Origin of the sequence: Pseudomonas sp. MWU13-2100 (genome assembly GCF_023242365.1) — a bacterium.
GTDB lineage: Bacteria > Pseudomonadota > Gammaproteobacteria > Pseudomonadales > Pseudomonadaceae > Aquipseudomonas.
Genome location: NZ_JALLIX010000010.1, coordinates 62,296 through 76,701, shown reverse-complemented (window position 1 = coordinate 76,701; position 14,406 = coordinate 62,296). Strand labels below are relative to the sequence as shown.

Below are 14,406 nucleotides of genomic sequence, written 5' to 3'. Positions count from 1 at the left end.
AAAGAAAGAGCCATGAAAAAAAACCGACTGTCCATCCTGCTGCCCTTTATCGGCTCGCTGAGCACACCGGCCTGGGCCGATCAGAGCGAACCCGCCCAGGCGGCCCCCCCCACCCTGCAACTACAGGAAATGGTGGTTTCCGCCACCCGTAGCGAAACCAGCATCGCCTCGATTCCAGGCTCCGTGCAGGTGATCAATGAAGAACAGATCCGCCAGCAGACCGGCGCCGGCCGCCGGGTCGCGGATATCCTCGGCCAACTGGTGCCGGGCATTGCCCCTTCCAGCGGCGGCATGAGCAACTTTGGCCAGACCCTGCGCGGGCGCAACACGCTGATCCTGATCGATGGGGTTTCCCAGAACGCGACGCGGGACAACTTCCGCCAGCTCAACAGCATCGCCCCGGAGAGCATCGAGCGCATCGAAGTGATCTCCGGCGCCAGCAGCGTCTACGGCGCGGGTGCGTCGGGCGGCATCATCAACATCATCACCAAGCGCAACAAGGGCGAGGAACTGGCGTTCAGCAGCAGGATCGGCATGACCACCGGTAACAACCTCAATCGCAAGGGTTTCGCCTACGACGCCTTCCAGAGCGCCACGGGCCGCAAGGATGCGCTGGACTGGTACGTCTCGGCCAATACCGTGCAGCGCAACGACCAGTTCGACGGCACTGGCCGGCGCATCCCCCAGGACACGTCCCAGGGCAGCAACATGGACACCAGCACCTACGACCTGCAAGGTCGTTTCGGCTACGCGCTGGATGCCGACAAGAAGATCAGCCTGTCGCTGCAGGACTACAAGGACCAACAGGACACCGACTACACCAAGGACCCGCGCAACAGCAACAACGCCGTCGCGATCAAAGGCCTGCAGCTGGATGACCAGCCGTACACCCATAACCAGGCCGTCAACCTCAACTACACCGACAAGGACTTCCACGGCCAGGGGTTGCAGGTCGAAAGCTACTGGCGACGTGCCGATGCGCTGTTTTTCCCGGACTTGTCACGGGGCCGGGCCGGGGTCTCCGACAACAACAGCATCCAGGATGTCTACGGCCTGCGGGCGGCGATCGAAAGCCAGATGCCGGACCTCGGCCCGGCTACCGGCACGCTGGTCTGGGGCGCCGACTATGATCACGAAACCTCGCGCCAACGCGGTGATCAGTATCGGGTCAATGGGCTGACCTACACCAAGACCGGCACCACCTTTGAAATGGGCCCGGACGTCGCGACCGCCACCAAGGCCATTTTCGGCCAGCTGTCCTACGACATCGGCGACTGGACCTTGCGTGGCGGCGTGCGCCGCGAATGGATCGACAGCGAGATTGCCGACAGCATCGCCTACGGCGAAATCGTCCAGACCGGCAATCGCGCGACGCTGCCCGGTGGCACCCTGAAATACAACGACACGCTGTACAACCTCGGCGCGGTGTATCACCTGAACGAAAACCAGGATGTGTTCGTCAACTTCAGCCAGGGCTTTTCCCTGCCGGATATCCAGCGCTTCCTGCGTGACGTCAGCAGCACCTACGACATCCACCAACTCAACGCCCAGGCCCTCAAGGTCAACAGCTATGAACTGGGCTGGCGTGGCAACTGGGACAAGTGGCAGGCCAGCGTCACGGCGTACGAAAACACCTCGGATGTCACCCAGTTCTATGACGCCAACGACCGCGTGCTGCGCCTGATCAACCAGAAGGAACGCGTGCGCGGCGTGGAAACCAGCCTGAGCTACAACCTGACGGACCAATGGTCGGTGGGCGGCACCTACGCTTACGCCAAGGGCGAGACCGATCAGAACGGCAAATGGATCGACTTGCCCGCCACGCGCATTTCCCCGGCCAAGACCACGGCCTTCGTGGGGTATGACCGTGGCGACTACAACCTGCGTCTGCAAGGCATGCGCCTGTCGGACTATGACGCGGCCTTCAAGGACAACAACGGCCGCGACATCAAGGGCTACACGCTGTTCGACCTGCTGGGCTCGGTAGCGCTGCCGGTGGGCCGCCTGGAAGGCGGCGTCTACAACCTGACCAACCGCAACTACCAGAACATGTTCGCCCAGGCCAACGCCCGCGCGCCCTATCCGAATGCCGAAGGTCGTACCTTGAGTGTGAGCTACGCGGTCGATTGGTAAAGCGCGGCTGGCTGCACTGACTCGGCCCGTCAGTGACGACGGCTGGCGCCATAGCGGACGATCACCCGGGTAATGGCCTCGATAATCCGCGGGTCCGCCTCCGGCGCACTGAATAAACGGAACTCGGCATCGGGCAGCGGCGGCAAACCATGCTCGGCACCGAGGACCGCCAACCCTTGGGAGACCTGGCTGCGGGTCATCGGCGCGATGGCAAAGCCCGCCAGGGCAGCGGCCTGCAACGCGGCATAGCTGGTGCAGAGCATGGCCGTGCGCTGCGCGATCCCGGCCTGGGCCAGGCGCGTCAAGGCGGCCTCCCGGTAAGGACAAGGCTCCGGGAACAGGGCCAATGGCAGCGGTGTCGGCAAGCTGCCGGGCGGTTGTGCGGACCAGGCCCAGACCAGGGGCTCCTGCCACAACGCCAGACCGGGCTCGCTGGACTCGCACAACGAACCGACCACCAGCTCCAGTTCGCCCTGCTTCATCAGGGTCAACAACGCGCCGGGAATACTGACCTGCACGTTGATCCGCATACCCGGATAGTCGGCGGCGAAGGCCTGCAACTCACGCAGCAGGCGGGCATCGGCGAAATCTTCCGACAGACCGATGCGCAAATTGCCTTGAAACGCCGAACGGGTCAACTCGGCCCAGGCATCCCGATTGAGGGCCAGAATGCCCCGGGCATAGGCCATCAACCGTTCGCCATCGACCGTCAGTTGCTGGGAGCGGGTGGTGCGGGTGAGCAGCGGTTTGCCCACCTGCTCTTCCAGGCGCCGCAAATGACCGCTGACGGCCGACTGGGTCAGGTGCAGGCGAGCCGCGGCGCGACTGAAGCCACCTTCATCCACCACCGCGACGAAGGTCTTGAGCAACAAGGCATCGAACATATTCTGATACGTGATTAATCATGCGTATAAATACAATTTATATTTCATGTGACGCTATGTTGCAATGCCCGGGTCTTCTATCCCCTTCCCTGAGGCCCGCCATGACCGTCCTTCTGCACATCGAATGCTCCCCGCGCAAACAGCGCTCCGCCTCCCTGGAAATCGCCCGCCAGTTCATTGCCCGCTATCAGCGTAACGCCCCGGGTACCGAAGTCATCACCCTGGACCTGTGGAGCCTGGACCTGCCGGAATTTGACGGGGCGGTGATGGAGGCCAAATACGCCGGACTCAGCGGCACCCCGTTGACCGAGGAACAGGACATAGCCTGGACGGCGCTGAAAGCACTCGCCGCTCACCTGCATCAGGCTGACGTACTGGTGTTCTCCGTGCCGCTGTGGAACTTCGCCCTGCCCTACAAGCTCAAGCACTTTATCGACGTGATATCGCAGAAAGACATACTGTTTGAATTCAGCCCGGAACATGGCCTCCAGGGTTTGCTGCACAACAAGACGGCCGTGAACGTGTATGCACGCGGTATGGACTTTTCCGAACCGACCACACAACAGATGGACTTCCAGAGACCTTATATGGAGGCCTGGTTGGGCTTTATTGGCGTGACCGACGTGCATTCGCTCCATGTAGAGAAAACCATTCTCGGGCCCGACGTCGACCGCGCCTCTCGCCGGAATACCACCGAACAGGCCCTCGCGCTGGCCGATCGTCTGGCCTGAGGGAGGGTAAAAAACGACCCGGCCGAACCGGCTGGGTTCGTGATAGCGCAGCATTTCCCCGCAATACTCGGCATCAGTTCTTACTTGATAAAGCAGGTTCCTGGTGCTGCTGACGGTGCTGTTCCATGTATTCAAGCTGCAACCGACAATGCCAGCCAAGGTGCGGGGCGTTTGAGCTCTTGATCGCGTAACACCGAAAAGGCGAAGCCTTGGCTGAATAATCGCACTGCTGCTCACACAATCGCAGCAGCAGTGCGCAACTGCTTCGGCCCTACATCCACGGGGTTCCTCAAATGGGGCCGAAGGACGATCAAGGCTCGCTCAAAGGCCACTGAAACGCCAGACAGCAAACGCAGCCATCAGGCCAATCGTAACCGCCATTGACGGGACAACCCCGCCTGCAAGGCAAACGCCAGGATCACCGTCGAGGGGGCGGAAAAGCTGCTCAGGCCGCCGCCGGAAAACATCAAGGCAAGCCCCAGGGCAGTGGCGCCAAACCAGGCCGTCAAACCCACCGGATTGAACGCGGCGACGCGTTCCGGCGCGGCGATGTCATTGCGACCATGGAGAATCTGCGCCAACGCCACGCCGACCCAGGCCACCACGAAAATGCCCTGATAGGCCAATGCCTTGAGCAAGTAGGCAAACACATCGGCGAGCATCAAGCCGTACACGATCACCCCCACCGCCAGTGCCCACATCAGGTACGAACCGCGCAGGCCAAAACGCCCAAAGAATGCCTGCATGTTCAGTGTCGCCAGGTAGTAATTGGCGGTGTTGATCCGGGTCTGCGTGGCCCAGACAAACAACAGTCCCCACAACCCCATCAGCTGCAAAATCGCCATCACCACCGAGACTTCGTTCAGCGCGCCTTCATGGGGAATGCTGCTGACCAGGTAGATGCCCGCCGCGCCGTTGAGCAGGAAGGTCACCCCGTAGAACGGCATGCCGAAGTTCCAGCGACCGTGATACTCCGCGTCCTCAGGCTTGCCGAAACGGGCGTAGTCAAAGGTGAACAGCATCAATACCCAGACGCCCATGTAAGCGCCGAAGCAATTCCACCAACCGGATGCACTGGGCGTGGCCGGGCCGAAATCCAGCCATTGCGGCTGGTAGCCATAACGCCCGATCGACAAGCCCACCGCCACCAGCAAGCCGCCCAGATACACCGGTAGCAAGACCCCATTGAGCTTGTCCAGCCAGTGCTGCACGCTGCCCAGAATCATCGGCACGCTGTACAGCACCACCAGCAATGCGGCCAGCGGATAGACCAGCTGCGGATAGAGATGATTGAGCGCCACGGCGATGACCGAGCCTTCAAACACCGCGTAATAGATGGCGGTTGAAAAGAAGATCAAGGTTGCCAGACAGGCCCCGGTATTGCCAAACAGCAGTCGCGAAAACAATGCCACCGACAAGCCGCTGCGGATCGCGAAGCGACTGAGCACACTGTTGACCAGTCCATAGCTGATCACCGACAGGACCATTCCGATCAGCGCGTTGCGGGCGCCGTAAGACAACGCCAGCGAAGCCCCCACCACGATGTAGAACATCGCACTGCACACGGCCCACCAGGCCATGGTCAGGGACAGTTTGCCCATGCGTGCGGCGGGCGGGACAGGATGATTGGCCGGGTCTTGCCCGGTTTGACTCGAATGCGATAAAGCAGCCATCTGCGTGAACTCCAAAACCAGTCAAAGGTTGAAGCGCGGGCAGCCGCCGCCACACCCACGTGTGGCGTTGGCTTACCGTTTGGCGTTACCCGCGCGATGCGGCGGGCAGAATCAGGAAGGGAACAGCTTGCCCAGGCAACTGAGCTTTTTCTTATAGGATCGTCGCGCTTCCAGCGCCTCTTCCAAGGTGACCGCTTTGAAGCGGGCCTTCTGGTTGGGTTGCATCTGGCCAATCAAATCGAGGTCGGCACTGATCACCGTGCCGATCATCGCGTAGCCACCTCCCGACACCGCATCGCGGTGCAGTACGATGGGCTCTAGTCCGGCAGGCACCTGGATCGAGCCGATCGGATAACAACTGTCGACGATGTTCGATGGGTCGGAACCGGCACCGAACGGTTGCTCACGGGGTTGGAAACCCAGGGCGCTGCCGCCCTTGAAGCGATAACCGATGCGGTCGGCTTCCGAACCCACCGTCCAGGGTTCGGCGAAAAAGCTCTTCGCCGCCGAGTCGGTCAGGCGGTCGTAGTACAGCCCCGGCACGACGCGCAGGGTGATTTCGCCGCCCAATGACTGCCGTAAAGCCATGGGCAAACTGGCTCCCGCGCGGCCCTTGCCACTGGCGATGCCAACCGGCAGCTCATCGCCGGCCACCAGCCTGCGTCCTTCAAAACCACCCAGTGCTCCCAGCGCATAGGTGGATCGACTGCCGAGCACCAGCGCTACGTCAATGCCGCCGGCCACCGCCAGATAAGCGCGAGCGCCAACCCTGGGGAAGTCAAAGCGCAGCACTTGTCCGGCCTTCACCGTGAACGCGGTGTCTTGGTGCATCTCCAGGCCGTCGACCCGCGGTGTCATGTGCGCACCGCAAACCGCCACCAGGGCATCCTGCTGAAACTCCAGCTCCGGCCCCAGCAGCGTGCATTCCAGCGCGGCGGCGCCAGGCGGATTACCGACCAACTGATTGGCGGCACTCAGGGCGTATTGATCCAATGCACCGGAGGGCGGGATGCCCAAGTGGTAATAACCTTCGCGCCCCAGGTCCTGGACGGAAGTGGCGAGACCGGGTTTGAGTACCGTGATCATGCCAGCACCTCCTGCAACGACTTGGGATAGCCGACGGGATCGGCCAGAAAGGCATCCAGCGAGAACTCCAGCGGACGAATCCGCAGGTCGAAACGCCCTGCTTCCACTTCCGCCACGGCCAGGTCATACGCCTCGCGGTCCATCGGCTTGAACTGCACGATGTCGCCTGGGCGGAAAAACACCATGTGCTCCTTCAGGTAGGCCAGATTCTGCTGCGGGTCGTAGATCGGTGCGGGTGTGACCCCGAACATTTGATAGCCACCGGCACCACGCACCGAGTAGATGCAGCCAAAGCAACCGCCGTGCCCCAGGGTCAATTTCGGCGTGTCGGTGCGCGGGCGCAAGTATTTGGGCACCTGCAGCTGACGCTCGCGCTCGACCATCTGGAACATGAACGGCAGGCCCGCGACAAAACCGACCATCGAGACGAACCAGGGGGCAGCACTGTGGGCCGCGATAAACGCCTCGACGTCCGTCAGGCCGTTGATCCGCGCGGCGTACTCCAGGTCAGTGGCGCCCGGGTCCTGATGACGGTCACGAAAGCGCATCAGCGTCTCGTGGGTCCAGGGGTCGTTGTAGAGTACCGGAATCTCGATGATGCGCGTGTGCAGGGTGCGCTCGGCGACCGCTTCGGCCTCGGCGCCCTTTACCGCTTCGAGCAAGGTGTGAGGGGCGATGCGATCCGGGTCGAAACGGATCTGGAATGACGCATTGGCCAGGCACACATCAAGCACGCCATCGAGCGCCAGGCGCTCCACCGCGCGAGTGACCGCCATGCCCTTGAAGAAGGCCTCAAGGGACATGCTGTCGCTGACTTCGGCAAACAGATGCTCGTCAGCGCCAAAGCTGTAACGGATCGGATGACTCATGCTGCACCTGCGCAGCGGCGTTCGGCCAGCCAGGCTTCCAGTGTGCCGGTGTGGAAGTCGGCGCGGTGCAGCCACGGCTGCTCCAGCAGTTCGCCATGCAGCGCCAAGGTGCTGGCCATGCCGGAGAGTGTGGTCTGCTGCAATGCCAACCGGGCCCGGGCCAATGCCTCGGCACGATCGGCACCCTGCACGATCAGCTTGGCCAACAGCGAGTCATAGTACGGTGGAACGCGATAGCCTTGATACAGGTGAGTGTCGACCCGCACGCCCTCGCCTTGCGGCCAGATCAGCGCCTCGACCAGCCCCGGGCTGGGAAAGAAATCCCGTGCGGGGTCTTCGGCGTTCAGACGCATTTGCAGCGCGGCACCGTTGAGCCGGATGTCGCTCTGCTTGAGGCCCAGCGGCTCTCCACCGGCAATGCGCAGCATCGCCTGCACCAGATCGATACCGGTGATCAGTTCGCTGACCGGGTGTTCAACCTGGATTCGCGTGTTCATCTCGATAAAGAAGAACTCGCCCGTCGCCTCGTCATACAGGTACTCCAGCGTCCCCGCGCCTTTGTAGCCGAGGGATTCGGTCAGGCGCACGGCACTGGCACAAAGCGTCTCGCGTTGTGGCTGGCTGAGTACCGGCGACGGAGCTTCCTCAAAGATCTTCTGGCGCCGACGTTGCAGCGAGCACTCGCGCTCGAACAAGTGCACGGCGTGCCGACCATCGCCCAACACCTGCACTTCGATGTGCCGGGCCCTGCCGATGAAGCGCTCCAGATACACCGCGCCATTGCCAAACGCCGCCTGGGCTTCGCGTTGCGAACGGGGGAATTCCTCGCTCAGTTGTTGGGCGTTTTCAGCCAGGCGGATACCCCGTCCGCCACCACCGGCCGAGGCTTTGATCAGCAGGGGAAAACCGACCGACTGCGCCGCTTCGAGTGCCGACGCGACATCGAACAGTTCGCCGGGCGACCCCGGTACCACAGGCACCCCGGCTTCTTCAGCCGTGCGCCGTGCCTCGGCCTTGTCGCCCATGCGCCGGATGGTGTCCGGGCTTGGACCGACGAAAATGACACCGGCCGCCAGGACCGCTTCGGCAAAGTCCGCGTTCTCCGAGAGAAAGCCATAGCCGGGGTGCAGCGCATCGGCCCCCGTGGCTTTCAAGGCGCCCAGCAACGCCTGGACATTGAGGTAACTTTTATCCGCGCGGGCCGGGCCGAGAATATGCACCTCGTCGGCCATACGCGCAGCCTGGGAGTCGATGTCCGCTTCGCTGCAGGCGGCAACGGTGGAGATGCCCAGGGCCTGGGCGGCACGGATAATCCGCACGGCGATCTCGCCACGGTTGGCGATCAGGAGTTTACGAATGCCTTGAGTCATGATCGCGCCCTCACTCGTCGTCGAGTGTTGCGACGACCTGACCCGGCTCCACCGGATCGCCGTCTTCCACCAGAAATGCGCCAAGGCGACCCGCCGTCCCGGCGGTCAGTTCGGAAAACTGCTTCATGACCTCGATCAAGCCAATCACCGTATCGGCGCTGACCAGGGCCCCCTCTTCGACAAAATTCGCCGACTCCGGGGTAGCCTTGCGATAGAAGGTCCCCGGCAACGGGGTGATTACAGTATGTTCGGCCATGTCTGTTCCTCTTGGAATAGTTGTAGAAAGGCAGGCAAAAATAAAAGGATGTTCAAACCCCGGCGTCTCGGCGCCTGGTGTTTGGCAAGGCTTCAGCGCGGCACGCGGACGTTGATCCCGGCGCCATCGAGCGCGTTGCGCGTGGCCTCGCCCAATGCCAGTGCCCCTGGCGTATCGCTGTGCAGACAGATGGAGTCGAACTCGATCGCCAGGTCCTGCCCCTCGACCGTGCGCACCACACCCTCCTGGCAGGCACGCAGCACGCGCGCGGCGACCTGGACCGGATCATGAGCACGGACGTTGCGGGTGAAAACGATAGAGCCGCTGAGGTCGTACTCCCGGTCGGCGTAGAACTCGCGGATCACTGGTTGGCCCAGCTCCCGGGCAATACGCCAGATCACGGAGTCAGGCATGCAATACAGCAGCAACTCCGGCTCCAGTCGCTGCAGGTTTTCCACCAGCAAGCGAGCCGCCTCCTCGTCCCGGGCCAGATGCATGTAGAGCGCGCCATGGGGTTTGATGTGCTGCAGCGCCACGCCCTGGACACGAGCCAGTTCACGCAGGGCACCCAGCTGATAAAGCATGTCGTCGACCAACTCCTGGGCCGGAGCGTTGATGTGCCGGCGGCCGAAACCCACCAGGTCGCGAAACCCCGGATGCGCGCCGATGCCCACGCCCAGGCGCTTGGCCTGCTCGACGGTGCGGCGCATGGTGCTGGGGTCGCCGGCATGAAAACCGGTCGCGATGTTGGCCGAGCTGATAAAGCCCATCAGCTCATTATCAATGCCATCGCCGATGGTCCATGGGCCAAAGCCTTCGCCCATGTCCGAGTTGAAATCTACTGCCTGCATGCCGCTTGCTCCTGACGCTTGTGACTTCATGCAGGCCACGTTAAATTCCAGCCACCCCCTTGGGAAGATCTATTAACAGATAGGGTATCTTCTGAAAAACAGATACCCATTCGTTCGGAGTGTTCATGTCACTGACCCTGCGCCAGGTCCGCTATTTCGTCGCCACCGCCGAGATCGGGCAAATCTCTCAAGCGGCGATTCATTTGAATATTTCCCAGTCGGCGGTCACCACCGCGATCAAGGAACTGGAAGCCATGCTCGGCACGCTGTTGTTCCAGCGCTCGGCGCAAGGCATGAGCCTGACGGATGCCGGGAGACACTTTCTCAACCGGGCCTACGTGATTCTGCGCAGCGTCGATGATGCCCTCAACAGTCCGCTGCCCGACGTGCGCGCCAGTGGGCGGCTGCGCCTGGCGGCCAGCTATACGGTGATCGGCTACTTCCTGCCGCACCATCTGCAACGGCTTGAACACTGGCATCCGGATGTGGCCATCGAGGTCCATGAACAAGAACGGCAAGCCATTGAACAGGGCTTGCTGGAGGGCCGGTTCGACATGGCGGTAGTGCTCACCGCGAACCTGACTCACCCGGATATCGTCTCGGAAATTCTCTTCAACTCGGAGCGCCGGCTTTGGCTGCCCAGCCATCACCCGTTGTGCGAACGCGCGGCCGTCAGCCTCGCCGACGTGGCGAAGGAGCCTTATATCCTGTTGACCGTCGATGAAGCCGAACAAAGCGCCATGCGCTATTGGGAACACGCGCGGCAACAACCCAACGTGCGGGTGCGTACCAGCTCCGTGGAGGCCGTGCGCAGCATGGTTGCCAACGGCAGCGGCGTGGCCATCCTCTCAGACCTGGTGCACCGGCCCTGGTCGCTGGAAGGCAAACGCATCGAAACCCTGACGGTCACCGACAAGGTCACCCCAATGAGCGTCGGCCTGGCGTGGCATCGCGAGCGTGATTTCAGCCCGGCGATGAACGCATTGCGCAATTACTTCCACGATGCGTTCCTGGCGCCGCAACAGCTTTCTGCACGACGTTGAAGAGAATGAAAGCCCATTGGGATGGGGTCGGGCAACGACCGCAGGCGGAGCGGGCGACTCAGGACTTGGCCCCCAGTTGCGCGGAAATCCGTGCGGCGGCGCTTTTGATCTGCGGAATCAGCTCGGCCATTTTCTCCAGCGGCATGTAGGGCACCGTGCTGGCGATACTGATACCGGCAACGATTTTCCGGCTGGCATCGCGTATGGGCGCGGCCACGCAACGGATCGACGGTTCATTGTCTTCCAGGTCGAAGGCATATCCCCCCGCCACATACTCCAGCATGCGCGTGCGGAACTGCTCCCAGGTCTGCTCCACATGCTGGGGCCACAGGGCGTTCCTGCCGCCCACCGGCAAGCTGACCTGATACAGGCGCTGCCATTCCTCCTGCGAACAATCGAGCATCAACGCCTTGCCGATCCCGGTCCGCGCCAGCGGCATGCGATGGCCGACCCGCGAACGCATTTCCGGACCATTGCGCCCCGGATTCTTGTGCAGGTACAGCACGTCATCGTCTTCACGAATGGCCAGGTGGATGGTGTCGCCGGTCAGCGCCGACAGTTCATCCAGGAACGGCGTGGCCAGGGTCACCAGCGGCAGGGCCTCGCGGGCCTGGAAGCCCAGCTCGATCAGCTTGGGTCCCAATAGATAGCCGACTTGCGGCACCACCCGCAGATAACGCTCGTCCACCAGGCAGCTGGCCAGCCGATGAGTGGTGCTGCGCGTGGTCCCGATAAGCCGGGCAATCTCCTTGAGATCGCGGGCGCCGTTGGCCACCGCCTGCACCACGCCGAGGCCCCGGAGCAGCGTCTGGGTACCGGTGGGGGCGCAGTCCTTGGCATTTTTTGGGGTGTCGTCCAGCATATCCAGCCTTATGAAAGGGTCTACGAAAACGAGGGCCATTATGGCCGCTCACTGGCCCGCTTGCATGTCACTTTTCCGGCCTTCAGTTCACTGCGCGAGAAGCGCTTCAATCTGGCCTGGCGTCTGTTCAGCGCTGCTTGAGGCGGTCGATGATCACTGCCCCGAGGAGAATCGAGCCACGAATGACGTACTGGTAAAAAGTGTCGATGTTCTTCAGGTTCATCGCGTTCTCGATGATTGCCAGAATCAGCACACCGGCGATCACATGGCGGATCAGCCCGATCCCGCCGCTCAGCGACACCCCGCCCAGCACGCAGGCGGAAATCACCGTCAGCTCGAATCCCTGGCCGATCATGGGCTGGCCCGAGGTCATGCGCGAAGCCAGGATCACCCCGGCCAGCGCGCCGATCAGCCCATGTACGGCGAAGATGATGATCTTGGTCCGATCCACATTCACCCCGGCCAGCAGCGCGGCTTCCTGGTTGCCGCCGATGGCCATGGTATTGCGGCCGTAGGTGGTGTAGTTGAGCAGCCAGCCGAAGAACACAAAGCACAGCACAGTGATCAGGATCGGCACCGGTACGCCGAACAGCTGCCCGTTGCCGAAGACGAAGAAACCTTCGTTCATCACCCCGACGGCCTTGCCGTTGGAGAAGATATAGGCCAGCCCGCGCACAATCTGCATGGTCGCCAGGGTGGTGATCAGGGCGTTGACCCGCAGCTTGGCGATCACGATACCGTTGATCAGCCCCACGCACAGGCCCATGGCCAGTGCCGCCGACACCCCGAAAAACACGCTGTCGGTATCGCGAATGACAATACCGGCGACCACTCCGGCACAGGCGATCACCGAACCGACCGACAGGTCGAAGTGCCCCGAGGCCAGGCAGAACAACATGGTGCAGGCGGCGATCCCCGTGGTGGAAATCGCCAGGCCGAGGCCGCGCATGTTCAGGGAGGACATGAAGTTATCGATAAACAGCGCACAGAGCACAAAGATGCCGATGGCCGCGAGCAGCATCACCCAATCGTCGAAGAACTTGCGCTGGTTGAAGCCGAGCCAGAATGCATGTGTATTTTTAACCTGTGACATAAACACCTCGATAGGTTTTCAGTCCCGCGAACGCGGGAGGGCCAGTTGCAACAGACTGGCTTCATCAGCTTCGCTGCGTAACCGTTCGCCGGTAATCGCGCCTTCGCTCATGACCAGGATGCGATCGGAAATGCCCATGACCTCCATCAGGTCGCTGGACACCACGATCACCGCGATCCCCTGCTCGGCAAGGTTGTAGATGATCTTGTAGATCTCGGCCTTGGCACCGATGTCGATGCCGCGAGTCGGCTCATCGAGCAGCAGCACCTTCATCGGCATCGACAGCCAGCGGCCCAGAATCGCCTTCTGCTGGTTACCGCCGGACAGGTAGAGGATCGGTTGGCCGGCCGAAGGCGTACGGATGTTCAGCGCGGCGATTTGCCGTTGGGCATTGTCCCGCTCCCAACCACCGCGGATCAGCCAGCCGAAGCCGGCGTGATGGGTGCGGGCGCTGATATTGATGTTCTCCGCGACACTGGCACGGGGCACGATGCCTTCCTTCTTGCGATCCTCCGGACACAGCAGCACACCCGCCGCGATGGCATCGCGCGGTGATTTGAACGCCGCGGCCTGCTCATGCAGCACCAGGCGTCCGGCCTTGCTGCGGGACAGCCCCGCCAACAGCCGCAACAGTTCGGTGCGCCCGGCGCCGACCAGGCCGAACAGCCCGAGTATCTCGCCCTTGTTCACGCTGAAGCTCGCCGGTTCCAGCACGCCCGGGCCGAGCAGGCCTTCGACCCGCAAGGCCTGGCCGCCTTGCGGGCGAGGACGGTAGTCATAGATGTCCTTGATGTCGCGGCCGACCATGCTGCTCACCAGCCGGTCGACGCTCAGTTGTTGCATGTCCTCGAAGGTGCAGACAAAACGCCCGTCCTTGAACACCGTCACCGCATCACAGATGCGGAACACTTCCTCCATGCGATGGGAGACATAAAGAATCACCCGCCCCTCATCCCGCAGCCGGGCTATGATCACCATCAGCCGCTCGATCTCCCGCGCCGACAGGCTGCTGGTGGGCTCATCGAAGGCAATCACATGGGCATTGCGCGACATGGCCTTGGCGATCTCGACCATTTGCCGCTGGCCCAGGGACAGGCTGCCCAACCGGGCATTCGGATCGATCTCGTCAGCCAGGCCCTTGAGCAGCTCACGGGCCCGCTGCACCAACGCCCGGCGGTTGACCATGCCCAGGCGCGAGGGCATATGCCCCAGCAGCAGGTTTTCGGCCACGGTCATTTCCGGCACCAGTTGCAGTTCCTGATGGATCACCGCGACGCCGTGGGCAATGCTGTCGGCCGCCGAGCGGAAACTCATGACCCGCTCGCCAATCTGCAGGTTGCCGCTATTGGGCGAATAGAACCCGCCGAGGATCTTCAACAGGGTCGACTTGCCGGCACCGTTCTCGCCCATCAACGCATGCACGCTGCCGGGTCGGGCCTCGAAACTGATCTGCGCCAGCGCCCGCACCCCGGGAAACTCCTTGCCGATACCATTGAAGCGCAGGCTCGCGACCGCCTTCGATTGTTCCAACATAGCCTATCTCCCGCACCGGGCC

The 14,406-nt window shown here is 62.3% G+C and carries 13 protein-coding genes; 3 read left to right on the top strand and 10 right to left on the bottom strand.

Annotated elements, in window-relative coordinates; genetic code table 11:
* Positions 1 to 12 precede the first annotated feature (12 nt).
* Complete coding sequence (locus M5B99_RS09640) at positions 13 to 2,133, top strand: TonB-dependent receptor (protein WP_248803812.1); 2,121 nt, start codon at positions 13 to 15, stop codon at positions 2,131 to 2,133.
* A 29-nt stretch (positions 2,134 to 2,162) separates the two neighbouring features.
* Here the strand turns inward: M5B99_RS09640 and M5B99_RS09635 are convergent, their stop codons facing one another.
* Positions 2,163 to 3,017 (bottom strand): LysR family transcriptional regulator, encoded by an 855-nt coding sequence (locus tag M5B99_RS09635; RefSeq protein WP_248803811.1) that lies wholly within the window; start codon positions 3,015 to 3,017, stop codon positions 2,163 to 2,165.
* Positions 3,018 to 3,118: 101 nt separating this feature from the next.
* On the opposite strand from M5B99_RS09635, the gene M5B99_RS09630 reads away from it, so the two are divergent.
* Positions 3,119 to 3,748: an FMN-dependent NADH-azoreductase gene (locus M5B99_RS09630; RefSeq protein ID WP_248803810.1), complete on the top strand. Its 630-nt coding sequence runs from the start codon at positions 3,119 to 3,121 to the stop codon at positions 3,746 to 3,748.
* 359 nt (positions 3,749 to 4,107) lie between these two features.
* Here the strand turns inward: M5B99_RS09630 and M5B99_RS09625 are convergent, their stop codons facing one another.
* The 6 genes from M5B99_RS09625 to M5B99_RS09600 all read right to left on the bottom strand — a co-directional run bounded on the left by M5B99_RS09625 (position 4,108) and on the right by M5B99_RS09600 (position 9,853).
* A complete protein-coding gene (locus M5B99_RS09625) occupies positions 4,108 to 5,421 on the bottom strand; it encodes a purine-cytosine permease family protein (protein ID WP_248803809.1) in 1,314 nt (437 codons plus the stop codon).
* 111 nt (positions 5,422 to 5,532) lie between these two features.
* Positions 5,533 to 6,507 carry a biotin-dependent carboxyltransferase family protein gene (locus tag M5B99_RS09620; RefSeq protein WP_248803808.1) on the bottom strand — a complete coding sequence of 325 codons (975 nt, stop codon included), beginning with the start codon at positions 6,505 to 6,507 and terminating at the stop codon, positions 5,533 to 5,535.
* Entirely contained in the window at positions 6,504 to 7,376 is an 873-nt protein-coding gene (locus M5B99_RS09615; protein WP_248803807.1) for a 5-oxoprolinase subunit B family protein, read from the bottom strand. The genes M5B99_RS09620 and M5B99_RS09615 overlap by 4 nt, the downstream gene beginning before the upstream one ends.
* Positions 7,373 to 8,746, bottom strand: coding sequence for an acetyl-CoA carboxylase biotin carboxylase subunit (locus M5B99_RS09610; RefSeq protein WP_248803806.1), 1,374 nt, complete (start codon positions 8,744 to 8,746; stop codon positions 7,373 to 7,375). Before M5B99_RS09610 ends, M5B99_RS09615 begins: the two co-directional genes overlap by 4 nt.
* A gap of 10 nt (positions 8,747 to 8,756) precedes the next feature.
* Positions 8,757 to 9,002 (bottom strand): acetyl-CoA carboxylase, encoded by a 246-nt coding sequence (locus tag M5B99_RS09605; RefSeq protein WP_248803805.1) that lies wholly within the window; start codon positions 9,000 to 9,002, stop codon positions 8,757 to 8,759.
* Positions 9,003 to 9,094: 92 nt separating this feature from the next.
* Complete coding sequence (locus M5B99_RS09600; RefSeq protein WP_248803804.1) at positions 9,095 to 9,853, bottom strand: 5-oxoprolinase subunit PxpA; 759 nt, start codon at positions 9,851 to 9,853, stop codon at positions 9,095 to 9,097.
* 125 nt (positions 9,854 to 9,978) lie between these two features.
* Between M5B99_RS09600 and M5B99_RS09595 the strand changes: the two genes are divergently transcribed.
* Positions 9,979 to 10,896 (top strand): LysR family transcriptional regulator, encoded by a 918-nt coding sequence (locus M5B99_RS09595; protein WP_248803803.1) that lies wholly within the window; start codon positions 9,979 to 9,981, stop codon positions 10,894 to 10,896.
* Between the two features lie 58 nt (positions 10,897 to 10,954).
* Here the strand turns inward: M5B99_RS09595 and M5B99_RS09590 are convergent, their stop codons facing one another.
* The 3 genes from M5B99_RS09590 to araG all read right to left on the bottom strand — a co-directional run bounded on the left by M5B99_RS09590 (position 10,955) and on the right by araG (position 14,384).
* Entirely contained in the window at positions 10,955 to 11,758 is an 804-nt protein-coding gene (locus M5B99_RS09590) for an IclR family transcriptional regulator (protein ID WP_248803802.1), read from the bottom strand.
* A gap of 127 nt (positions 11,759 to 11,885) precedes the next feature.
* Positions 11,886 to 12,851, bottom strand: a complete 966-nt coding sequence (gene araH, locus M5B99_RS09585) for an L-arabinose ABC transporter permease AraH (RefSeq protein WP_248803801.1) — start codon at positions 12,849 to 12,851, stop codon at positions 11,886 to 11,888.
* Between the two features lie 18 nt (positions 12,852 to 12,869).
* Positions 12,870 to 14,384 (bottom strand): L-arabinose ABC transporter ATP-binding protein AraG, encoded by a 1,515-nt coding sequence (gene araG, locus M5B99_RS09580; RefSeq protein WP_248803800.1) that lies wholly within the window; start codon positions 14,382 to 14,384, stop codon positions 12,870 to 12,872.
* Positions 14,385 to 14,406: the final 22 nt, after the last annotated feature.